We start from the raw sequence: 21,149 nt of genomic DNA, 5'->3' as shown, positions 1-21,149 counted from the left end.
ACCCCGGCAAAGCTGGCCAGCCCGGCCCCCCCCCACGCCCCCCCAGCCCGTTTCCGCGGGCCCCATCTCATGACGCGGGCCCCGCACACGTTCGGTGAGCGGGGCCCTCTCTTCTCCCGGATCAGCTCGTGGTCCTCTCCCGGACCAGCCGGATCAGATCGTCAGCGCGGTGTGCTCCAGGTCGTGGGCCTGCGCGACCGGCAGGTTGGTCAGCGCGCCCTCGTGCGCGTTCAGGCCCAGGGCCAGCGACGCGTCCGCGCGCAGCGCCTCCCGCCAGCCCCGGTCGGCCAGCGCCACGGCGTGCGGCAGGGTCACGTTGGTCAGCGCGTAGGTCGACGTGCGCGGCACCGCGCCGGGCATGTTGGCCACGCAGTAGAAGACCGAGTCGTGGACCTGGTAGGTCGGGTCGGCGTGCGTGGTGGGCCGCGAGTCGGCGAAGCAGCCGCCCTGGTCGATCGCGATGTCCACCAGCACCGAGCCGGGCTTCATCTGCGCCACCAGCTCGTTGGACACCAGCTTCGGGGCCTTGGCGCCGGGCACCAGCACCGCGCCGATCACCAGGTCGGCCTCGCGCACGGCCTGCTCGACCGCGTAGCGGGTGGACGTGACGGTGCGCAGCCGGCCCTGGAACAGGGCGTCGACGTGCCGCAGCCGGTCGACGTTGGTGTCCAGGATCTCCACGTCCGCGCCCATGCCGGCGGCGATGGTGGCCGCGTTCAGGCCCGCCACGCCGCCGCCGATGACGACCACGCGCGCCGGGTGCACGCCGGGCACGCCGCCGGGCAGCACGCCCCGGCCGCCGGAGGGCTTCATCAGCGCGAACGCGCCCACCTGCGGCGCGAGCCTGCCCGCGACCTCGGACATCGGGGCGAGCAGCGGCAGCGCGCCGTTCGGGGTCTGCACGGTCTCGTAGGCGATGGCCGTGGTGCCCGACGCCAGCAGCGCCTCGGTCAGCGGCCGGTCGGCGGCCAGGTGCAGGTAGGTGAACAGGACCTGGCCGCGGCGCAGCCGGGGGTACTCCTCGGCCACGGGCTCCTTGACCTTGAGCACCAGCTCGCCCTCGGACCACACGTCGTCCGCGCTCGCCAGCACCTTGGCGCCGGCGGCGAGGTACTCCTCGTCGGTGATGGCCGAACCCAGCCCGGCGCCCGCCTCCACGTAGACGTCGTGGCCGCGCGTGGTCAGCTCGTGGGCGCCCGCCGGGGTCAGCGCGACGCGGTACTCGTGGTTCTTGATCTCGCGGGGAACTGCGATCCGCACGGTGGGCTCCTTCGGCCGTCGTTGCACCAAAGGTCGGTTACCCGGTCCGCGGTGTCATCGTGCCCGCCGCACGAACGGCCGGGGGGCGGGTTGTGCCGGGAGAACAAGTCGACCGGCGCGTTGACACCCGTCCCGCCGGCCACCTAGCGTGCGGGAAAGCCAACTGAACATCGGCCGCGGCGCCCCGAGGGCGCCGGAACCCGCGCGGGAGAGACCCCGGGCACCGTCCCGGGGCGCCGAAGGAGCAAGCACCCCGCACACTCTCAGGCAGCGAGAACCGCTCGGGTGAGGCGACTCTGGAAAGCGTGCTCCACAGCGCGCACCCACGGTGCAAGCCGCAGCTTCGTGCGGCGAAGCTCTCAGGTCCCAGGACAGAGTGGGGGAACGAGGACCACCACCCAGGGAGCGCTGTCGTGACCTTTCCGGAGAAGCTGCTGTACACGCCCGAGCACGAGTGGGTCGACTGGGCGCCGGGCGCCCAGGACCCCGTGGCGATCGGGATCACCTCGTACGCGGCCGAGTCGCTGGGCGACATCGTGTTCGTCGACCTGCCCAAGGCGGGTACCCGGGTGACGTCCGGCGAGGTGTGCGGCGAGCTGGAGTCGACCAAGTCGGTCAGCGAGCTGTACGCGCCGGTCACCGGCGAGGTCGTCGAGGTCAACCCGGCCGTGGTCACCGACCCGTCGCTGATCAACAACGACCCGTACGGGCGCGGCTGGCTGTTCAAGGTGGCGGTCGAGGAGGCCACCGGGCTGCTGACCGCGGCGAAGTACGCGGAACTGACCGAGGCCTGATCGTGGCCATCAGCGTGTTCGACCTGTTCTCCGTGGGCATCGGGCCGTCCAGCTCGCACACGGTCGGCCCGATGCGCGCGGCGACGATGTTCGCCGCGCGGCTGCGGCCCGAGCTCGCGTCGGTCGACCGGGTGCGGGTGGAGCTGTTCGGGTCGCTCGGGGCCACCGGCCACGGCCACGGCAGCCCCAAGGCGGTGCTCCTCGGGCTGGAGGGGCACCGGCCGGAGGAGGTGGACCCGTCGGCGGCCGAGGCCCGGGTGGCGGAGGTTCGCGCGTCCGGCAGGCTGCGGCTGGGCGGTGCGCGGGAGATCGCCTTCACCGAGGACGACGACCTGGTCATGCACCGGCGCAAGTCGCTGCCGCTGCACCCCAACGGGATGAGCTTCACCGCGTACGCCGGGGAGCGGGTCGTGGACTCGGCGGTGTACTACTCGGTCGGCGGCGGTTTCGTGGTCGACGAGACGGCCTCCGGCGCCGACCGGATCAAGGCGGACCGGACGGAGCTGGCGCACCCGTTCAAGACCGGTGACGAGCTGCTGGCGCGGACCCGCGAGACCGGGCTGCCGATCAGCGGCGTGATGCTGGCCAACGAGCGGTCGTGGCGCGACGAGGCCGAGGTCCGGGGCGGCCTGCTGCACATCTGGCGGGTCATGCAGGACTGCGTCGAGAGGGGCTGCACGGAGACCGGCGTCCTGCCCGGCGGGCTGAAGGTCCGGCGGCGGGCCGCGGAGATGCGCGAGCGGCTGGCGGCCGAGCACTACGCCACCGACCCGTTGCGGGTGATGGACTGGGTGACGCTGTTCGCGCTGGCGGTGAACGAGGAGAACGCCGCCGGGGGTCGGGTGGTGACGGCCCCGACCAACGGCGCGGCCGGCATCGTGCCCGCGGTGCTGCACTACTACGCGCGGTTCGTGCCGGGCGCCTCGGACGACGGCGTGGTGCGGTTCCTGCTGACCGCGGGCGCCATCGGCGTGCTGTTCAAGGAGAACGCGTCGATCTCGGGGGCCGAGGTGGGCTGCCAGGGCGAAGTGGGCTCGGCCTGCTCGATGGCGGCGGGCGGGCTGGCCGAGGTGCTGGGCGGCACGCCGGAGCAGGTGGAGAACGCGGCCGAGATCGCGATGGAGCACAACCTCGGGCTGACCTGCGACCCGATCGGCGGGCTGGTGCAGATCCCGTGCATCGAGCGGAACGCGCTGGCGTCGATCAAGGCCATCACGGCGGCGCGGATGGCGCTGCGGGGGGACGGGTCGCACTTCGTGTCGCTGGACAAGGTCATCAAGACCATGCGGGAGACCGGCCGGGACATGAAGGACAAGTACAAGGAGACGGCTCGGGGCGGGCTGGCCGTGAACGTGATCGAGTGCTGAGAAACGGCATCTGACCAGCGCGGATGCCTTGCATCATTGCTCGATGCTTCTCGACCCTGCCCGACGTCCCACGGCCTGGTGACGGCCTGGCTGACGATCATGGCGGCCCCTCGGCTCCACACTCGCGTGTGGGCTGAGGGGCCGTTCGTCGTCGGAGCGCTGAAGGTCGGTGCCAGGTGGACGGGCGGGCAGAAGATCGGCGCAAGCTCGGCTCGGGGCGCTGGGATGACGGCGGCCTGCCGGACGGGCTCCGGGACGGCGGGTGCGTGGACCTGGCGGCGGTTGGCGTGGGTGACGGCCTGGTCCTCCAGCTCGTAGCGGCCCCACAGCGCGAACTGGTTGGGGTTGCTGGTCCTGGTGCCTCGCATTGCTGCCTCCCTCTGCCGCCGGCCGACAACGGTCCCGATGAACCTCGGTGGCTGGTCGCCCCCTGTTCCCCGGCCCTTGCCGCGGTTAGCGCCGGGTCGGCGGTGTCAAGGGTGGCCGCAGGCCATCGCGCAGCGACGCGAAGCGCCCTTGATGCCGTTGGCCCGGTGTTAAACGATCTCGGGGCCATCCGGGGACAGCCAGCGTCTGCGCCGTGCGCGCGGTCCCGGCCGTAGAGGAAGAAGTCGTACCACTCGACAGTGGTGCCGATGAGGTTCGCTCATGCATGAGGGGTGGGCCTGCGGTGGCGCGCTGCGCCCGACCACCTGCACCGACTCCGCGCGGGGCCGCCGGGCGGAGCGGAGCGGGAGCCCGGCGTGCCCCGATGCGGGGAGTCGGTGCAACCGTGGGTGCTGCCAGCGTGACGGGCCAACGCAGCGCGCCGCCGCAGGCGGCGCGCCTTGATCCCATAAAGCTCAATTCGGCAGTCGACCGCTTCGTGATGAACTGCGAAGTCCGGCCGGACGCGGTCTAGCCCAACCGCACGGCGGCTACGTCGCTCCACACGTAGGTGTGCTCGTGCCTCCTGAGCCGGATGAGGTGTGCGCGGTCGATGACGGCTTCCGCCGGCTCGAACCCGTGCCCGCTCAACGCTGTCCGGACAGGGGTCGAAGGGCCATCGGTGTTGACGTAGGCCACGCTGAGGTGCGGTTCGAACGTCACATCGCTCTCGGGAACCCGGCTCTCGCCCCACACGTCCGCGATGCCTTGCCGGATGCGGTTCCTGATGTCGTGCACGGCATCCGGCGGTTCGGGCTTGAGTGCGATGGCCTGCGGCCTGGTCGTGAAAGCCTGGAACCGCAACGTTTTTCGTTGTAGGTCGGACAGTCGTGCGCTCACCGCATCGACGATCTTCCGCATGTCGGTTTCCGGGACCTCGTCCACGAAGCCGACGCCCTGCATGGTGATGTGCAGCCAGTCCAGCGGCACCAGGTCCAGGCCGGGAACGTCGCGAAGCGCCTCTTGGTACTCGCTGACCAGCCGGTGTAGGTCGTGCTCGCCGTTGAAGGTCAGGTGCCAGGTGTAGAACTCCCTGCCCGGCCTCCACCCGGGTCGCCAGTACCAGTGGTTGACGAGCTGTTCGGCGTGCTCGGGCATCGTTCCCTCCTGGTTCACAGCTCGCTGGCTGCGGTGGGCTGCTCCGGTTCCTGCTCGACGGGGTAGTCGTCGATCACGATGACGCGGTCGGCCGACCAGATCGACTCCGAGACCTCCAGCACGTCGCCGTCCTCGTCGCGGGCCACGTGGACCACGTGCATGACCGGGGCGCCGGTCGGCAGTTCGAGGATGCCGCTCTCCTCGGCGGTGGGCATCCGGGCAATCCACTGGTCGCGGGCGCGGGTGTAGCGGCGGCCGGTCAGGTCCTCGACGCAGAGGAACAGGGCCTTGGGCACCACCTCGGGCTGTTCGAGGAAGCTGCCGCCGGCCACGTCGACCGGGAGGTAGCTCGCGCCGATCTCCTCGGGGCGGTTGGTGTCCCTGTCGAACAGGTGCCGCCTGCGGATGACCACCTCGGTGCCGGGGTCGATGCCCATGACCTCCGCGATGTGGGAGGGGACCGGCCCGCGTCCGGCGAACACGATCTCGTGGCGCAGGTGGTGGGTCAGGAGCTGCTGGTGCCCGCGGGCGTTGCCGTAGCGGCCACGGGAGCGCCGTTGCAGGCGGCGCTGTTCCTTGACGAACGTCCCGATGCCGTGGCGCGACTCGATCAGCCCTTCGGCGCGGAGCACCCCCAGCGCCTGGCGGATCGTCGGCAAGCTCATGCGGAAGCGCTCGACCAGCGTCGTTTCCGCCGGGAGTCGCTGTCCGGGAGCGAGGTCGCCGTCCCTGATCTCTCGTCGCAGGGCGTCCGCTACGCGGTGGTACTTGGGCGCTCGCGCACCAAGCCCCTCGGTCATCTCGCTGCACCTCCAGTCGTGGGGCGTCTGCGCACCCACGCATCAAGCTACTCCTCATGAGGACTTGACGACATGTGCACTGCTCCGTAGCTTGGGCCTCACCCCCAACTCCTAATGAGGAGTTGAAGACAGGAAGAGGTGAGGCAGGTGCCGGTCATCCCTTCGCGGTTCCCGGTGAGCTTCGGGGAGGTCTTCCCCATGGGCTGCTTCGTGCTGGGCGTCGAGCCGTCGATGGCGTTCAACGAGGACTCCAAGGCCCCTCGGAGGCAGGAGCGGGACAAGGACACGAGCTTGCTGCTCTGGACCGTGCGGGCCTTGGACGCCAACGAGGAGGCGGCCAAGTTCGGGGCAGAGTTCAAGGTCAAGATTGCCGCTCCGGTGCAGCCGGTGCCCCCGGCCAAGACCGGCGGCTTCCCGTTCCCGGCGGTGGAGTTCGAGGGTCTGACGATCACCCCGTACGCCGGTCGCAACGGCAGGGTCGCGTACAGCTTCCGCGCCACCGGGATGCGTGCGCCCGTGGTCGGGCGTGGTCGGTCCGGTGATGCGGGCGAAGCGCCCAAGAGCGTTGCGGCCTGACGGGCGTGTCGCGGGCACGTACTCGGGGCCTGACCGAGATCCACGTCCAGGTCGTCGTCCACAAGGGCGGCGTGATGGAACTGGGCGACAACGGCCCTTGGCCGGAGCAGAGCGCGGCGACGTTCGTCTTCGGCGGTGGTGCGGCGGGGGCTCGTGTCTCACTGCGCGTCGTCGCCTCCGAGTTGGACCGCCTGGCCGCGTTGGTGGCCAAGGCGCGTGAGCGGACGCTCGTGCGGGAGGAATGACATGGGCGGCGGTTCGAACACGACTTGGCCGGTTGCCCACACCGTCAAGCTCCGTGTTGAGGCCTTTGAGAAGGCGGCTCGCTTGGCCGGTTATCAGTCGGGTTATTCGCTTGCGCGGGCGATGGGGGTGAACCGTTCGACGGTGATGCGTATGTTGAAGGGCAGCATTCAGCCCGGACCGGTTTTCATCGGTAGCGCATTGGCCGCGTTGGCCCCGATGGAGTTCGGTGATTTGTTCGAGGTTGTCGAGTTTCCGCGCTGATGGCGGCGCGTGTCGATCGTGAGGTTGTCATGGCTGAGGCTGGTTCGCGGTTGGGTTCAACCGTGCGGAGCAGGGCGTTGGGGGCCGAACTGCGCGAGGCTCGGAAGCGATCGGGATTGAAGCACAGTGATTTGCCGGATCTTCTGGGTATTACGTTTGCGTGGTTGTCGAAACTGGAGTTGGGGTTTCGGCGGACCAGTGCGCACAACATCGCCCGCTTGTTGGGGGCTTACCGGGTGGATTCAGAGACCTATGAGCGGGTGATGGGCCTGTACCGGGACAGGGAGGACGGCGTCCTGATCTGCGAGCACGGTCCGGGGGAGGCTGACGGGCTGCCGGTGCTGCTTGGGCACGAGGCGGCGGCTCGGGAGATCTTTTCCTACGGGGTGATCTCGATTCCGGTGTTGGCGCAGGCCCAGGGGCACATGCGTGCCCTGTTCGGTCGTGACGGGCGCACGTCCTCCGTTGAGGTTGAGCGGTTGGTGACCGTGCGGGGCGGGCGTCAGGTGATCCTCGACCGGCCGACCCCGTCCCGGTACACCTTCGTGGTCCACGAGTGGACCTTGCGGCATCTGGGTGGTGGTCCTCGGGTGGTGTGGGAGCAGTTGATGCACCTGTTCTGGTTGGCCAACACCGGCAAGGTGAGTGTTCGCGTCATCGGCCTGAATTCGAAGGCGGGTTGGTGGGAAGGCACCGCGTTCACGTTGATGACCTCGCCGGGCTTTCGCCCGGTGGTGCACGTGGAGACTCCTGCTTACAGCGTGTTCCTCGACGATCCCCGGGAAGCCAACGGGTACCGGGAGAGTGCGCGGTTGCTGCTGGAGAACGCCATGAGCGCTGAGGAGTCCCGGACATTGATCGGGTACTTGGCGGGGCAGGTGCGCGAGCCGACCGAAGCCGGCACCTGAATCGAGTTCATCGCCGGTTGGCGTGAGTCGCGGGGAACAGTCCGAAAGTCTTGGCGGGCTCTGGTCTGTTCCCTGCGACTCACCTGACCGGCGTCTCCTGCACTTCGTTGACGCACAAGGGATTCCAGTCATGTCAAGGGTATCTGTCGGTGAGGGTCGCGCGTCAAGCCGGCCCGTTGGCCCATCGGTGTGGAAGCTGCGCAATGGTCGCCCCTGCGGTCGATGCCGTCGCTTCGGTGTGTATGCCCCCAATCAGCGGGTGTGCTGTGCCTGCCTGGGGTGGTTGCCGTTGATTTTCGCCCCGGTGGGGCGGGTGCGATGAGCGGCAGGTGGGTGGACCCGGCCCCGTTCGAGGGTGCTCGGCCTCGGGTGCCGTGGTGGGCGCTGGTGCCGGGCAGGTTGAAGTGGATTGCCGCTGTGGTGGCGCTGGTGTGGCTGCTGGTGGTCGGTGTCGTGCGCCTGGTGCTGGTCGTGGTCCGGTATCCGGTGGTGACGCTGGTGCCGGCGTTGGCGGCCTGGTGCTGGTGGCGGTTCGGCCTGTCGCCGTTGGTGCTGGCGCTGTTGTCGCTGACGGCGGCGTTGTTCATCTGGTTCGGGCTGGACCGGGTGTCGTTCCTGCGGCACGTGTGGTTCCGGGTGGTGGGCGAGTACCGCCGGGCGACCGTGTACGTGCCCCGGTGGCGCACGGTGGTGCGGCTGGCAGAGCTGGCCAAGGACAGTCGTCGACGGGAGTACCGGCCCCGGTTGCGGCGGGTGCGGTCGGAGGGCTGGCGGGATCGGGTCCGGGTGCGGATGATCCCGGCCCAGTCCCCGGAGGCGTGGGAGCTGCGCCGTGACGGCCTGGCGCACTCCTTCGGCGCGCGGTCGTGCCGGGTTCGGGTGCTCAAGCCGCGAGTGATCGAAATGGACCTGATCCACTCCGACCCGTTGGCGCGTCCGCTGGCGGTGCCCGCGCTGTCGGACGACGCGGACGCGGTGGACCTCAAGCGGGTGGTGGTCGGCCGCACGGAGACCGGTCGGCCGTGGCGGATTCGCTTGCAGGGCAACCAGGTTCTCGGCGTCGGCGTGCAGGGCGCGGGCAAGGGGTCGGTGTTGTGGTCGATCGTGTGGCACCTGGCTCCGGCTGTGCGGGCCGGTCTGGTGCGGCTGGTGGGGATCGACCCCAAGGGCGGGATGGAGCTGGGGCAGTGCCCGGACGCCTTCTCCCGGTTGGTGTTCGACAACGGCCGTGAGGCGGTGGAGCTGCTGGAGCAGTTGGCGGCGGAGGTCAAGGAGCGGGCCGCGCGGTATCGGGGTGTGCGGCGGCTGTGGGCCCGGTCCAACGGCGAGCCGTTCACCGTGCTGGTGGTCGACGAGCTGGCGGACCTGATCGCCTACCAGCCGGACAAGGGCCTGCGGGAACGGGCGGCACGGGCCGTCCAGACCATTACCTCGCAGGGACGCGCGCCGGGGTTCTGCGTGCTGGGGCTGGTACAGGACCCGCGCAAGGAGGTCGTGGGGTTCCGGCACCTGTTCGGCACCCGTGTGGCGCTGCGGCTGGACGAGCCACAACAGGTCGACATGGTCCTGGGTGACGGTGCCCGGCAGCGGGGCGCGGCGGCTCACGAGATCAGCGAGAACACCCCCGGCGTGGCGTGGGTGAAGACCGATGGCAGGGGAGAGCCGGAGCGAGTCCGCGCCTTCCACGTCACCGACGCCGATCTTGTCGAGCTGGGCGTGTTCCTGGCCGATGCGACCGTGCACGAGCTGCCCACCCGACCCGACGGCGACCTGAGTGGGGGTGCTGCGGCATGACCGAACCGACCAACACCGTGCCGGCGGTGCCGGCGGTGCCGCTGGACGTGGCCGGCATGACCTCGGCCGAACGCGCCCGGCTGCCGCTGTCGCTGGACGTGGTCAAGGCTGCGGCTGAGCAGCACGGGGTGTGCACCCGGCCGGTGCTGCGGGAGGTCGTGGACCTGGACACCGGAGAGGTCCGCATCGTCGGTATCCGGTGCAACTCCACCCAGGCGTCGAAGTGCCCGGCCTGCGCGGAGCGCAACCGCCGCTCGCGCATGGCCCAGTGCCGCGAGGGCTGGCATCTCGACCACGAACCGGTGGCCGAACGCCACGCCCCGACCGTCGACCAGGTGGAGCTGGTGACCTACCGGTCCGACCTGACCGCCGAGTACCGCCGCGCCGTGGCCGAAGGCGCGCTCGACCAGGTCGACGACCTGCGCGAGGGCATCCGGGAGGCGGACGCCGACCTGCGCCGGGAGGGAGTCCGCGGCAACCTCCCCGCCGTCGAACGGCCTGCCCGACCGGCGCCGGTCCGCTCGACCCGCCGCAGGCAGGACACGCCGAACCTGCCTCGGCGCAAGGTCGCCAAGCGCACCGTGGGACGCGAGTTCGCGGGCCGCTATCGGCCCTCGACGTTCGTGACGCTGACGCTGGACACCTACGGCAAGGTCAGGCCGGACGGATCCCCGGTCGATCCGGACGCCTACGACTACCGGCGGGCGGCCCGCGACGCCGTGCACTTCGCCTCCCTGCTCGACCGCTGGTGGCAGAACCTGCGCCGCGTCGTGGGCTGGGACGTCCAATACTTCGGCACGGTCGAACCACAACGGCGCATCACCCCGCACGCCCACTTCGCCGTGCGCGGCTCGATCCCGCACAAGGTCATCCGCCAGGTCACCGAAGCCACCTACCTCCAGGTCTGGTGGCCTCCGCACGACACACCCACCTACGGCGGGGACCGGCTGCCGGTCTGGGACATGCGCGCCAAGGGCTTCGTCGACCCCGACACCCAGCAACCGCTGAAAACTTGGGCGGACGCGGTCGCGGAGCTAGACACCCCGGCGCACGTGGTCGAGTTCGGCCGCCAGGTCCACTCCAAGGGCATCCTCGGCGGCACCGAGGAAGCCGGACGCCACATCGGCTACCTGACCAAATACCTCACCAAGGCCATCACCGAAGTCGTCGACTCCGACGCCTCGCCCAGGCTGGCGGACCACGCCGACCGCCTGGCGGCGGAGCTGGCCGTCACGCCGTGCTCGGAGCGGTGCGCGGTGTGGTTGCTCTATGGCGTTCAGCCACGCGGGGCCACCTCCAGGACGACTCCCGGTCACTGCAAGGGCAAGGCGCACCGCCGCGACACCCTCGGCCTGCCCGGCCGCCGGGTCCTGGTCTCTCGCCGCTGGTCGGGCAAGACCCTCGCGGAGCACAAGGCGGACCGGGCCACGTTCGTCCGGGAAGCGCTCAAGGCCGCTGGCATCGCCAAACCGGAGGACGAACGGGCGCGACTCCAGTGGGGTCCGGTTCGAGCCGGTGACCCGCACGTCCCGTCCCGGACCGAACTGCTCATGCACATGATCGCCCAGCGCTTGGCCTGGCAAGCCGAGTACCAGCAGGCGCAAGCCACGCTCGCGCACCTGCGACCGCCTGGGCCGGATGTTTCAGCAACTCAAGCGCTAGCCGCCTGACCGGGGGGAATGTCATGAGTGACGTGCGGGGGATGGATCGGCTCTGGAGCGTCGGGGATGTGTCGGCCTACCTCGGGGTGCCGGTAAAGACGCTCTACCAGTGGAAGTGGCGGGGCGAGGGTCCGCCGGTGCGGAAGGTCGGGAAGCACCTGCGGTACGTGCCTGACCAGGTGCGCGCGTGGGTTGACGGCCTCGACGAGCGAGCGGCGTAGGGGGCGGTCGTGGGACACGTGCAAGACCGCTGGTGGAAGGAAGTCCGCGACCCGGCGACCAAGGAGGTCAAGCGGGTCAAGACGGCCCTGTACGGGCAGGGGATGCGGTATCGGGTGCGCTACATCGACCCGGAGGGGAACGAGAGGGGCAAGAGCTTCCCGGACCGCGCGAAGAAGGCGGCGGACGACTACCTGCGTGAGGTGGAGTCGGCCAAGCACTCCGGTGACTACCGCGACCCGAACGCGGGCAAGATCACCCTTCGGGCCTACGGAGACGAGTGGTTCCGTGGGATGGCGTTCTCCGGTGGGACGCGGAACTCCGTGCGGAGCCGGCTCGACAGCCTGATCTACCCGAAGCTCGGTGAGGTCGAGCTGGGCGCGCTGCTGCCCCGGCACGTCCGGGACTGGCTGGCCTGGCTAACTTCCAAGAAGATCGCCAACAGCACCCGATCGGTGTGCTTCGTCCACCTGTCCGCCATCCTCGACGCGGCCGTTGACGACAAGCGGATCGGGTCCAACCCCTGCAAGGTCAAGAGCGTGCCCCGGCCGCAGCCGGACAAGCGGAAGATCGTCCCATGGACCCCGCAGAAAGTGGCGGCGGTCCAGGCTGAGCTACCGACTCGGTACCGGCTCGCTGTTGTGCTGGGTGCGGGTTGCGGGCTGCGGCAGGGTGAGGTGTTTGGACTCTCGGACGCGGACATCGATCGTGAGGCGAATATGCTTCACGTCGTCCGTCAGGTGACCGTAGTCGACAACCGCTTGGTGTTCGCGCCTCCCAAGGGAGGCAAAGAGCGCTGGTTGCCTCTGGCGCAGTCGGTCCTGCGGGATGTCGACGCGCACATGCGAGCCATCGAGCCGGTCACAGTCACCTTGCCGTGGAAGGAGCCGGACGGCCCGTCAGAGACTGTGCGGCTGATCTTGTCCACGGACGCCGGGGGAGCGGTCTACCGGTCCGACTTCAATCGGCTTGTGTGGCGGCCCGCGCTCGACAAGGCAGGCATGGGACGGACCAAGCGGCAGGATGGGATGCACGCGCTGCGGCATTTCTTCGCCTCGGCTCTACTGGACGGCGGCGAGTCGATCAAGGCCCTCGCTGAGTGGCTGGGTCATGCCGACCCTGCCTTCACGATGCGCGTCTATACGCATCTCCTCCCTGCGAGTAGTGATCGAACAAGGCGTGCGATTGATCGGGTCTTCGAGAGATGATGGAAACCTGTCGTGTGCTGGCGTGTCGAGTGGCGAATCTTGGCTAGGTTCGAGATCATAAGTCATGAGTGATGATGTGCGTAGCGAGGATGAGGTTGATCTCGTCCTCCTTGATGACGTTGATGAGCTATATGTGACCTTCTTTCTCAAACTTCCTGAGCCGATTTCAGTTCCTTCGGAGCAAGCTTTTCCCGCTAGGGCACGAGCCGGCGCCTTCGATATTGGGTGGCTGAGAAATCGAGTGGTTAAGGTGCTAGGCGAGGAAGCGAAAGATCATCAAGACTTCACCAATACTTATGTAACTACAAGTTCCATGATTCTGCATCATGTAAAAGTTGATGCTGCGACGGTTCTCGGCCTCGATGCGTCTATCATGGCTGCTGCTGCAGGGATCGCAGGATCGAATTCTACCTCCGATCCTAGGTCAAAAGAGTTGACTGCTGACTGCACGGTGGCTGAAATTGCCTTGCCGGTCGAAGTTACTCGGGTTCTCAATTCCGGAATGTTTTCTGATGATTGGAATACTGAATCACTGGAAAACGCTGAAGAATGGACGCATGAACAGGTTAAGCCGTTGCTTAACCTTGCTATCGACGCGGTCAGGGAGTTTCAATCCGCCTATCATTCCGTTCAGCGCGAACCTTTGACTCTACTAACGGCCCAGACGCTTCCGCCACTGATCCCATATGTTGTTAGAACGCCAACGCAGATCGCGAGGAAGCAAGTAGTGGAGATGCGGTTTTTTCCACTGTTTGCCGGGATGAATTACGTAACCCGAAAAGGCGACCTATCGTCAGATCAGGTGTCCCGTATATTCGATTACGGAAACCACCTGCAGGGCACGCCTATTTCTACCTACTTGGATCTTGATCGGGAAGCTGGCATTGCGCTAATTAGACTGGGTAACACTCGGTCTTCGGTAGTGATGGCAGCAGCTGCGGCCGAAGTAATCCTGAACTTGTCTCTTCTGATGATGTTGTGGGAAGAAGGTAAAACACCTGAAGATGTAGCAAAAAACTGGAGCGACGGCCTGGCCGGTAGAGTTAAAAGTGAATACGGATGCCGTCTCGGAGGATCCTGGGACCAGGCCGATTCCGGCACTATCGGTGATTGGTCTAGGCATGTCGCCGGGGTTCGTCACCGAGTAGTCCACGCTGGCTATCTTCCTAGCTATGGCGAGGCGGAGAAAGCGATTGACGTATCGAGAGAACTGCTCACTTATATTGGTGACAGTTTGAGTCGTGGAAAGAGTTTGAACAAGTATCCTAGGACTGCAATCATGTTGATTGGCAGTGAAGGGCTTCAGCGTCGCGGCCGTTACACTAATCGAATCAAGCGACTGCAGAAGGATGTCGCCGAACCGCCGTGGGCCCCTACGTTCGGACTCTGGCATAAAGCGTACGTTCGCCTTATGGGAGATAAGGTGACTCCACGAGTTTCCGACTTGAATAGAGCCGGTGTATTGGCTGTGTACCATGAAGGAAAGCCGACGCAATTCATAGCGCACGATGAAGTTACGGGACAGGCTGTTGAGGTGCACATAGACGGGTCTACCGAAGAATTTAGTTCAATGATGATGAACGTAGAGAATCGCCTAGCTGAACACGCCGCAAGTCCTTATGCCTACAACTCAATATCGATTAAAATGGCGAAAGAGCCGATTGATAATATCACTCTCGTCGGTGACTGGTTGGAAGAATATCGACTCATGCCACTGAGAGGCGTCATGGTCAACTGGTCGAACTTTACGGCTCCCGCGCCGTGATGCTTCAACAGCGGTGCCATACGGCCTGAATGCGGCCAGGAAGGCGTCGTGACAGCATTCGTGCTGGTCAGGGTGTTGCCGCAATGAAGGACAAGTACAAGGAAACGGCGCGCGGCGGCTTGGCCGTGAACGTGATCGAGTGCTGATCGTCAGCCCCTGACCAGGGCGGATGCGGTCGGCGACGCCGGCCCGGCCCGAACGGGGAGGCGTGGTGCCGGGGGCGGGTGTGCCGCCCCCGGCGCGGTCCTAGCGCGGCAGCGCGGACTCGACCGCCGCGACCACCTCGTCCGCCTCCGGGTCGGTGGTCGGGCGGAAGCGGGCGATCACCTCGCCGGTCGGGGAGAGCACGAACTTCTCGAAGTTCCACTGCACGTCCCCGGCCGCGCCGGCGGCGTCCGGGACGGCGGTCAGCTCCTCGTACACCGGGTGCCGGTCGGGGCCGTTCACGTCGATCTTCTCGAACAGCGGGAACGTCACCCCGTACGTGGTCGAGCAGAACGTCGCGATCTCCTCCGCCGTGCCCGGCTCCTGGCCCGCGAACTGGTTGCACGGGAAGCCGACCACCGAGAAGCCGCGCTCCGCGTACCGCTCGTGCAGCCGTTCCAAACCCTTGTACTGCGGCGTCAGGCCGCACCGCGACGCGACGTTGACCACCAGCAGCGCCTTGCCGGCCAGGGCGCCGAGGGTCGTCGGCTCGCCGGACAGCGTGTGCACCGGGATGTCGTGGATGTTCATGCGCCCGAGGCTACGTAACCGCGACCCGGCCCCGCCGCACGGCAGGCCGCAGGCCGACCGCGCCGCCGATCAGCAGCACGGCGCCCGGCAGCAGGACGGGGCTGGCCAGCGCCCATGTCGAGCCGACGCCCACGGGGGTGAACGCCGCGGACAGGCACACCGCCACCGCGAACGCGCCGACGGTCGTGCGCAGGGCGTTGTCCCGCACCCCGGCGGCCAGGACGAACAGGCCCACGCCCAGCACGACGAACTGGCCCACCACCGGGTGCGACCACACCAGCACGGCGGTGCCCGCGCCCGTCGCCAGGATCGTCCCGACCCCGGCGTCGCGCCGCCACAGGACGACCGCCAGGGCCAGCAGGATCACACCGGTGCCCGTGCCGGCCCACCCGCGCGGCAGGCCGGCCAGGGCGGTGGTCAGGGGCACCGCGCCCAGGGCCGCCGAGAGCGCGGCCGGGCCGGCGGCCGGCGCGACATCGGGCACCGCGGCCCGCCGGCAGCACCACTCGCCCAGGAACGCGCCCAGGATGAGCACGCCCACCCAGTACAGGCCGACGGTGGTGGGGGACCGCAGGTGCTCGTTGGTCCCCAGCACCGCCAGCACTCTCAGCTCCAGTTCTCCCGTCCCCGGCCGGTGCAGCGGCACGGCCAGCAGCGACGCCGTGCCGAAGAACAGCAGCGGCACGGCCCAGACCCATCTCGGTACCCCCACCCAGCCAGGCTGGCAGCGCCCTCCGCGCCGGTCAACCGCGTGGCCGGAACACCGTCACCACCACCCGCAGCCCGAGCAGCGCGCTGATCACCAGCAGGTTGTAGCCGAGCAACTCGAACAGCCCCAGCTCCGGCCCGACCCGCGGCCCGCCGTCCGCGCCCAGCAGCAGCACGGCCATCAGGCCGGCGGTCGCGCCGAGCACGGTCAGCATCACCTGGTGCAGCAGGGACACGATGAACCGCCGGTCCCGCTCGTCGGCGAACAGCCGCAGGTTCACCCCCAGCCGCCCCTGCTCCAGGGCGCCGGTGATCCGCTCCAGCCGCCGCGGCAGGCGGCGCAGCACGGGCAGCACCGCGTGCAGCTCCTCGGTGACCGCGCGGCGCAGCGACCCCGGCGTCAGGTGCTCGCTGAACCGCTGCTCCGCGAACGCCCGCGACTCGACCACGATGTCGAACCCGGGCGACAGCGCGACCAGCGTCCCCTCCACGGTCGCCAGCGCCCGGAACACCGCCGCGACCTCCGGCGGGACGCTCAGCCCGTACCGGTGGACGAGCTTGAACAGGTCGGCGAACATCTCCGCGTTCGTCCGCGACCCCGCGCCCAGGTGCCGCGCCATGAACTGCCCGAGCGCGCGCTCCAGGCGCAGCTCGTCGATCTCGTCGGGCCGCGCCACCAGCTCCAGCAGCGCGTCCCGCATCCCGGCCGGGTCGCCCCGGTCGGCCGCGAGCAGCAGCTTGCCCAGCGCCGCCCGCAGCTGCGCGTCGATCCGACCCACCGAACCGAGGTCGAGCAGGCCGAGGCCGCCGTCGCGCAGCAGCAGGATGTTGCCGGGGTGCGGGTCGGCGTGGAAGACGCCGTCGACCAGCACCTGGCGCAGCAGCGCGTCGAGCAGCGACCGGGCCAGGGCGTCCCGGTCCGCGGCCCCCGCCGGCGCCTCCCGCACGGGCACGCCGTGGAGCCGCTCCATCACCAGGACGCGTGACGTGCTCAGGTCCTCGTGCACGGCGGGCAGCACCACGTCGGTCCCGGCGGACGCCGCGCGCACCGCCGCGAGGTTGCGCGCCTCGACCCGGAAGTCCAGCTCCTCGCGCAGCGCGGCGGAGAACCCGGCGGCCAGGTCGCGCACGCCGATCGCCCGGCCCCACCGCGTCCGGTCGTGCAGCGTCGCGGCGAGCCGGTCCACGATGTCCAGGTCGCCCTCCGCCACCCGCCGCACGCCCGGCCGCTGCACCTTCACCACGACCTCGGCGCCGGAGCGCAGCCGCGCCCGGTGCACCTGCGCCACGGACGCGGCAGCCATCGGCTCCTCGTCGAACTCGGCGAACACCTCCTCCGGCGCCCGCCCCAGCTCGGCCACCAGCACCTCGCGCACCCGCGGCCACGGCGCGGGCGGCACCCGGTCCTGCAGCAGGACCAGCTCGGCCACCACGTCCGGCGGCAGCAGGTCCGGCCGCGTGGACAGCACCTGGCCGAGCTTGACGAAGGTGACCCCGGCCTCCTCCAGCGCGAGCCGCAGCGACCGCGCCAGCCGGGTGTCGGTGCGCTCCCGCCCGCGCAGGTAGGGGCCGAGGCCGTGGCGGAACGCGATCGCGGTGATCCGCGAGTAGCGGCGGGCGCGGGCCGAACGGCCTCGCAGCGCGCGCCACCACTCGGTGGGCGGCGGGATGGTGCCGGTGGGCGCGACGACCTCGGCGGCGGTCAGCATCGCGACCAGGATCAGCACCGCGACGCCGAACTGGACGGTGGCCAGCGCCGGCGCGGCCTCCGTGCCGGGCATGCCGCTCAGCGCCGCCTCGCTGAGCGCCAGGCCGAGCAGGCACGCCAGCGCGGTGCGGACCAGGCCGACGCGCAGGCCGAACAGCCGCCGCGCGCCCAGCGCGAGCCCGGTGACCAGCGCCAGGAACGTCACCGGAACGCCGACCGCGTAGAGCAGGAAGTCACCCATCGTCATCCCCCAAGCGATTGGGCCGGAGGATAGATCGGGCCTGCTGAGACGGTGCGACCGCGGGGAGAGGTCCGATCACTCGGGTGGAGCAGGCGACGCCACCGCTCCGTGATCCCCGGGCGCCGGGTGACGGCCCGGCGCGGTTTCACCGATGTGAACTTCGTTGACGCTGGTGTAACCCACTCCCTAACGTCAACGGGAGAGGTCCGAGGACCTCGTCAACCCGAGGAGGGGGCCACGACTTCGGCGGCGGTGTCGTGGCCCCCTTCCCGGGCCCGTGGGCCGGTGGTCGCGGGGACGGTGGTGGTCTAGAAGTCGAAGACCGGACCGGTGTGCGAGCGCATCACGCAGGCGTTCGGGAACTCGGCCTCGAACGTGCGCTTCTCGCCGCGCCACTTGCCGGTGGCCTTGACCCGCACGGGGGCGTACTCCAGCGTGCAGGCGACGGCGGTCGGGGTCAGGCTGCCGACGTCACCGTCCACCGCGGACAGGACCGCGCAACTCTCGTCGGCCCTGGGGTGCAGGCCGCCGTTCGGCTCGCAGACGAGGTTGACGACCTGGAGCGTCCCGTCGCGGGTCGTGCTGAGCACGAAGTTGGACTGGGGGACGGAGAAACCGGGTACCAGCGCGACGATCGCCGCGAGGGCGGGGAGTGCTGCCATGTGCCCACGATGGGCCTCCCGCACCGCCTCCTCCAGTCATCTCGCGGTCATCTCACCGAAAAGTGTGGTTCCGCTCAAGGTTCGCGCGGTCCGGGCCGATGACCTCGCTACCCGCGGGTAGGCCGAGCGGGGTTCGGATCCCCGCGCCGGGCCGGCTCACTGGCGCGGCGCGCCGGCGCGGGCCAGGGTGGGTGGATGGCTTCCGGGGTGCGCAGGGTGGCGCTGGCCTCCTCCGCGGGGAACGCGGTGGAGCTGTACGACTTCCTGCTCTACGGCACGGCGTCCGCGCTGGTGTTCGACGAGCTGTTCTTCCCGTCCTTCGACCCGCGGGTCGGCACGCTGCTCGCGTTCGCCACGTTCGGCGCGGGCTTCCTCGCCCGCCCGCTGGGCGGCGTGGTGATCGGCCACTTCGGCGACCGCGTCGGGCGGCGGGCGATGCTGGTGCTGACGCTGACCGCCACGGGCGTGTGCACGGCGCTGATCGGCCTGCTGCCCGGCTACTCCTCGATCGGCATCGCCGCGCCGCTGCTGCTGGTGCTCCTGCGCGTCCTCCAGGGCTTCTTCCTCGGCGGCGAGCAGGGCGGCGCGACGCTGATGGCGGTCGAGCACGCGCCGCCGGGGCGGACCGCGTGGTACGGGAGCTGGACGTTCCTCGGCTCGCCCCTCGGGCTGCTGCTGGCCAACGGCGCGATGGCGGCGTCCGCCGCGGTGTCCGGCGACGCGTTCACCGACTGGGGCTGGCGGGTGCCGTTCCTGCTCAGCCTCGTGCTCGTGGGCGTGGGCCTGTACCTGCGGCTGTCGGTGGAGGAGAGCCCGGTGTTCCGGGAGGCGCGGGACCGGGCGGGCGCGGTGCGGCTGCCGATCGCCGTGGTGCTGCGGGACTCGTGGCGGCGGGTGCTGCTGGGCGCGGGGGTGAACCTCGGGTTCAACGCGTTCATCTTCGTGGTGGTCACCTTCGCGGTGTCCTACGGGACCAGGCAGCTCGGGGTGCCGCGCGGGACGCTGCTGACCGCCGGCCTGCTCGGGTCGGCCGCGCAGGCCGCGGCGATCCTGGTGTTCGCGCGGCGGGCCGACCGGGTCGGGCGGCTGCCGGTGATGCTGGGCGGCGCGGTGTTCCAGGCGGTGTGGGCGTTCCCGCTGTTCTGGCTGCTGGAGACGGGGTCGACCGGGCTGGTCGTGCTGTCGGTGGTGGTGGCGATGGCGGGGGCGGCCGCGCTGTTCGGGCCGATGGCCGCCTACTACGCCGAGCTGTTCGGCCCGCGGGTGCGCTACAGCGGGGTGTCGCTGAGCTACCAGCTCGGCGCGGTGCTCGGCGGCGGGCTGTCCCCGTTCGTGGCGACGTGGCTGCTGGGCGCCACGCCGGGGGGCGCCTCGTGGCCGATCTCGCTGTACCTGGTCGGGGGCGCGGTGGTCAGCGCCCTGTGCCTGCTGGCGATCGGCGAGACGCTGCGGCGGGGCCCGGACGAGGGCGTGCCCGACCCGGGTGTCGGTTCGGCACCCGGCCCGACACCCGATCCGGCGCCGCGCTGACGGCCGCCGCCCGCCAGGACTCCCGCCCGCCGGGACCCCCGCCCGCCGGGACCCCCGCCCGCCGGGACTCCCACCCGCTCCCGCGTCCCGCCGGGCGTTCCCGGGCGCGGCCCGATCAGCCGGGGAGCGGGACGACCGCGCCCGTCCGCGCCGATTCGAACGCCGCCTCCACGACCTCCAGCCCGGCCACCGCGTCCCCGGCGGGCACCGGGGCCCGCCCGTCCGCGACGGCCGCGTAGAAGTCCTGGTACGCGCCCGGCTCGGTGCGCACCGGCGCGTCGCCCAGCAGCCCCCACCGCTCCTCGGCGTCCTCGCCCCAGCCGGGGCCGCCGGGGGTCGCGCCCGCCTTCAGCGCCTCCTCCTGCGGGTCCATGCCGAACTTCACGAACGCGGTGCGGTCGCCCAGCACCCGGAACCGGGGTCCGGGCGAGGCCGCCAGCGCCGACGCCCACAGGTGCGACACCGCGCCGGTGGTGTGGGTCAGCGCGAGGAACGCGTCGTCGTGGGCCTTCGCGCCCGGCCGCAGCACCCGCACCTCCGCGTACACGGCGGTGGGCCGCCCGAACAGGGCGATGGCCTGGTCGACCAGGTGCGTGCCCAGGTCGTAGACGACGCTGCCCAGGTCGGCCGGGTCGCCGGACTCCTTCCAGGAGTCCTTGACCTCCGGCCGCCACCGCTCGAACCGCGACTCGAACCGGTGCACCCGGCCCAGGGCGCCCTCGCCGACCAGCCGCGCCACCGTGCGGAAGTCGCCGTCCCAGCGCCGGTTGTGGAACGGCGCGAGCAGCAGGCCGCGGGACGCCGCCAGGTCGACCAGCTCGCGGGCCTCGGCCGCGGTCGCCGCGAACGGCTTGTCCACCACCGCGGCCAGGCCGTGCTCCAGCGCGGCGCGGGCGTGCGCGGCGTGGAAGCGGTTGGGCGTGGTCACCACGGCCAGGTCGAACTCGCCGGCCCGCGCCCACAGCTCGTCGGGCGACGCGATCAGCTCCGCCCCGGGGTAGCGGGCGGCCACCTCGGCCCGCCGCCCCGGGTCGCCGGTGACCACGGCGGCCAGCTCCAGGCCGGGGGTCACGTCGAGGAACGGTGCGTGGAACGCGGCTCCGCCGAGCCCGTAGCCGATGAGTGCGGTGCGCATGCGAGGAACCCTAGGCTTCCCACGACGTGGACGCCCTGTCCAGGTTC

Annotated in this window: 20 protein-coding genes and 1 riboswitch; of the genes, 12 read left to right on the top strand and 8 right to left on the bottom strand. The window is 69.9% G+C overall.

Annotated features, from left to right (window positions below):
- Positions 1-153 precede the first annotated feature (153 nt).
- Entirely contained in the window at positions 154-1,260 is a 1,107-nt protein-coding gene (gene ald, locus ACFV4N_RS13945) for an alanine dehydrogenase (protein WP_499672886.1), read from the bottom strand.
- Positions 1,261-1,455: 195 nt separating this feature from the next.
- A riboswitch (glycine riboswitch) is annotated at positions 1,456-1,550 on the top strand.
- Between the two features lie 123 nt (positions 1,551-1,673).
- Between ald and gcvH the strand changes: the two genes are divergently transcribed.
- Together gcvH and ACFV4N_RS13935 are read left to right on the top strand one after the other, a co-directional pair.
- On the top strand, positions 1,674-2,054 hold the full coding sequence (gene gcvH, locus ACFV4N_RS13940; protein ID WP_499672885.1) for a glycine cleavage system protein GcvH: 381 nt from the start codon (positions 1,674-1,676) through the stop codon (positions 2,052-2,054).
- Between the two features lie 2 nt (positions 2,055-2,056).
- On the top strand, positions 2,057-3,421 hold the full coding sequence (locus ACFV4N_RS13935; RefSeq protein WP_499672884.1) for an L-serine ammonia-lyase: 1,365 nt from the start codon (positions 2,057-2,059) through the stop codon (positions 3,419-3,421).
- Positions 3,422-4,318: 897 nt separating this feature from the next.
- Here ACFV4N_RS13935 and ACFV4N_RS13930 read toward each other — a convergent pair.
- The gene (locus tag ACFV4N_RS13930) at positions 4,319-4,945 is read right to left on the bottom strand and encodes a 2'-5' RNA ligase family protein (protein ID WP_499672883.1); all 627 of its coding nucleotides are present in this window, start codon (positions 4,943-4,945) and stop codon (positions 4,319-4,321) included.
- Between the two features lie 14 nt (positions 4,946-4,959).
- Positions 4,960-5,745 carry a GntR family transcriptional regulator gene (locus tag ACFV4N_RS13925; RefSeq protein ID WP_499672882.1) on the bottom strand — a complete coding sequence of 262 codons (786 nt, stop codon included), beginning with the start codon at positions 5,743-5,745 and terminating at the stop codon, positions 4,960-4,962.
- Positions 5,746-5,892: 147 nt separating this feature from the next.
- Between ACFV4N_RS13925 and ACFV4N_RS13920 the strand changes: the two genes are divergently transcribed.
- The 9 genes from ACFV4N_RS13920 to ACFV4N_RS13880 all read left to right on the top strand — a co-directional run bounded on the left by ACFV4N_RS13920 (position 5,893) and on the right by ACFV4N_RS13880 (position 14,383).
- Positions 5,893-6,321 (top strand): plasmid replication, integration and excision activator, encoded by a 429-nt coding sequence (locus tag ACFV4N_RS13920; protein ID WP_499672881.1) that lies wholly within the window; start codon positions 5,893-5,895, stop codon positions 6,319-6,321.
- 5 nt (positions 6,322-6,326) lie between these two features.
- The gene (locus ACFV4N_RS13915) at positions 6,327-6,566 is read left to right on the top strand and encodes a hypothetical protein (protein WP_499672880.1); all 240 of its coding nucleotides are present in this window, start codon (positions 6,327-6,329) and stop codon (positions 6,564-6,566) included.
- A 1-nt stretch (position 6,567) separates the two neighbouring features.
- Positions 6,568-6,828 (top strand): transcriptional regulator, encoded by a 261-nt coding sequence (locus ACFV4N_RS13910; RefSeq protein ID WP_499672879.1) that lies wholly within the window; start codon positions 6,568-6,570, stop codon positions 6,826-6,828.
- Entirely contained in the window at positions 6,828-7,736 is a 909-nt protein-coding gene (locus tag ACFV4N_RS13905; protein ID WP_499672878.1) for a helix-turn-helix domain-containing protein, read from the top strand. Before ACFV4N_RS13910 ends, ACFV4N_RS13905 begins: the two co-directional genes overlap by 1 nt.
- 318 nt (positions 7,737-8,054) lie before the next feature.
- The gene (locus ACFV4N_RS13900; RefSeq protein ID WP_499672877.1) at positions 8,055-9,530 is read left to right on the top strand and encodes an FtsK/SpoIIIE domain-containing protein; all 1,476 of its coding nucleotides are present in this window, start codon (positions 8,055-8,057) and stop codon (positions 9,528-9,530) included.
- A 56-nt stretch (positions 9,531-9,586) separates the two neighbouring features.
- Positions 9,587-11,200 (top strand): replication initiator, encoded by a 1,614-nt coding sequence (locus ACFV4N_RS13895; protein WP_499672888.1) that lies wholly within the window; start codon positions 9,587-9,589, stop codon positions 11,198-11,200.
- A 32-nt stretch (positions 11,201-11,232) separates the two neighbouring features.
- Positions 11,233-11,412 (top strand): helix-turn-helix transcriptional regulator, encoded by a 180-nt coding sequence (locus tag ACFV4N_RS13890; RefSeq protein WP_499672876.1) that lies wholly within the window; start codon positions 11,233-11,235, stop codon positions 11,410-11,412.
- Between the two features lie 9 nt (positions 11,413-11,421).
- Complete coding sequence (locus tag ACFV4N_RS13885; protein WP_499672875.1) at positions 11,422-12,618, top strand: tyrosine-type recombinase/integrase; 1,197 nt, start codon at positions 11,422-11,424, stop codon at positions 12,616-12,618.
- Positions 12,619-12,682: 64 nt separating this feature from the next.
- Positions 12,683-14,383, top strand: coding sequence for a hypothetical protein (locus ACFV4N_RS13880; RefSeq protein ID WP_499672874.1), 1,701 nt, complete (start codon positions 12,683-12,685; stop codon positions 14,381-14,383).
- A 246-nt stretch (positions 14,384-14,629) separates the two neighbouring features.
- Here ACFV4N_RS13880 and ACFV4N_RS13875 read toward each other — a convergent pair whose 3' ends face one another.
- From ACFV4N_RS13875 to ACFV4N_RS13860, 4 genes are all read right to left on the bottom strand, one after another.
- Positions 14,630-15,118 (bottom strand): glutathione peroxidase, encoded by a 489-nt coding sequence (locus ACFV4N_RS13875; RefSeq protein ID WP_499672873.1) that lies wholly within the window; start codon positions 15,116-15,118, stop codon positions 14,630-14,632.
- Positions 15,119-15,128: 10 nt separating this feature from the next.
- Positions 15,129-15,830 (bottom strand): hypothetical protein, encoded by a 702-nt coding sequence (locus ACFV4N_RS13870; RefSeq protein WP_499672872.1) that lies wholly within the window; start codon positions 15,828-15,830, stop codon positions 15,129-15,131.
- A gap of 31 nt (positions 15,831-15,861) precedes the next feature.
- Positions 15,862-17,775 carry an ABC1 kinase family protein gene (locus tag ACFV4N_RS13865; RefSeq protein WP_499672871.1) on the bottom strand — a complete coding sequence of 638 codons (1,914 nt, stop codon included), beginning with the start codon at positions 17,773-17,775 and terminating at the stop codon, positions 15,862-15,864.
- Between the two features lie 308 nt (positions 17,776-18,083).
- Complete coding sequence (locus tag ACFV4N_RS13860; protein ID WP_499672870.1) at positions 18,084-18,437, bottom strand: SSI family serine proteinase inhibitor; 354 nt, start codon at positions 18,435-18,437, stop codon at positions 18,084-18,086.
- Positions 18,438-18,632: 195 nt separating this feature from the next.
- Here ACFV4N_RS13860 and ACFV4N_RS13855 point away from each other — a divergent pair, with 195 nt between their 5' ends.
- Positions 18,633-19,967: an MFS transporter gene (locus ACFV4N_RS13855; protein WP_499672869.1), complete on the top strand. Its 1,335-nt coding sequence runs from the start codon at positions 18,633-18,635 to the stop codon at positions 19,965-19,967.
- 115 nt (positions 19,968-20,082) lie between these two features.
- Here ACFV4N_RS13855 and ACFV4N_RS13850 read toward each other — a convergent pair whose 3' ends face one another.
- Positions 20,083-21,102 carry a Gfo/Idh/MocA family oxidoreductase gene (locus ACFV4N_RS13850; RefSeq protein ID WP_499672868.1) on the bottom strand — a complete coding sequence of 340 codons (1,020 nt, stop codon included), beginning with the start codon at positions 21,100-21,102 and terminating at the stop codon, positions 20,083-20,085.
- Between the last annotated feature and the right edge of the window lie 47 nt (positions 21,103-21,149).

The organism is Actinosynnema sp. NPDC059797 (assembly GCF_042732085.1).
In the GTDB taxonomy this organism is placed as follows: domain Bacteria; phylum Actinomycetota; class Actinomycetes; order Mycobacteriales; family Pseudonocardiaceae; genus Actinosynnema.
This window is presented reverse-complemented; position numbering and strand designations above follow the sequence as displayed.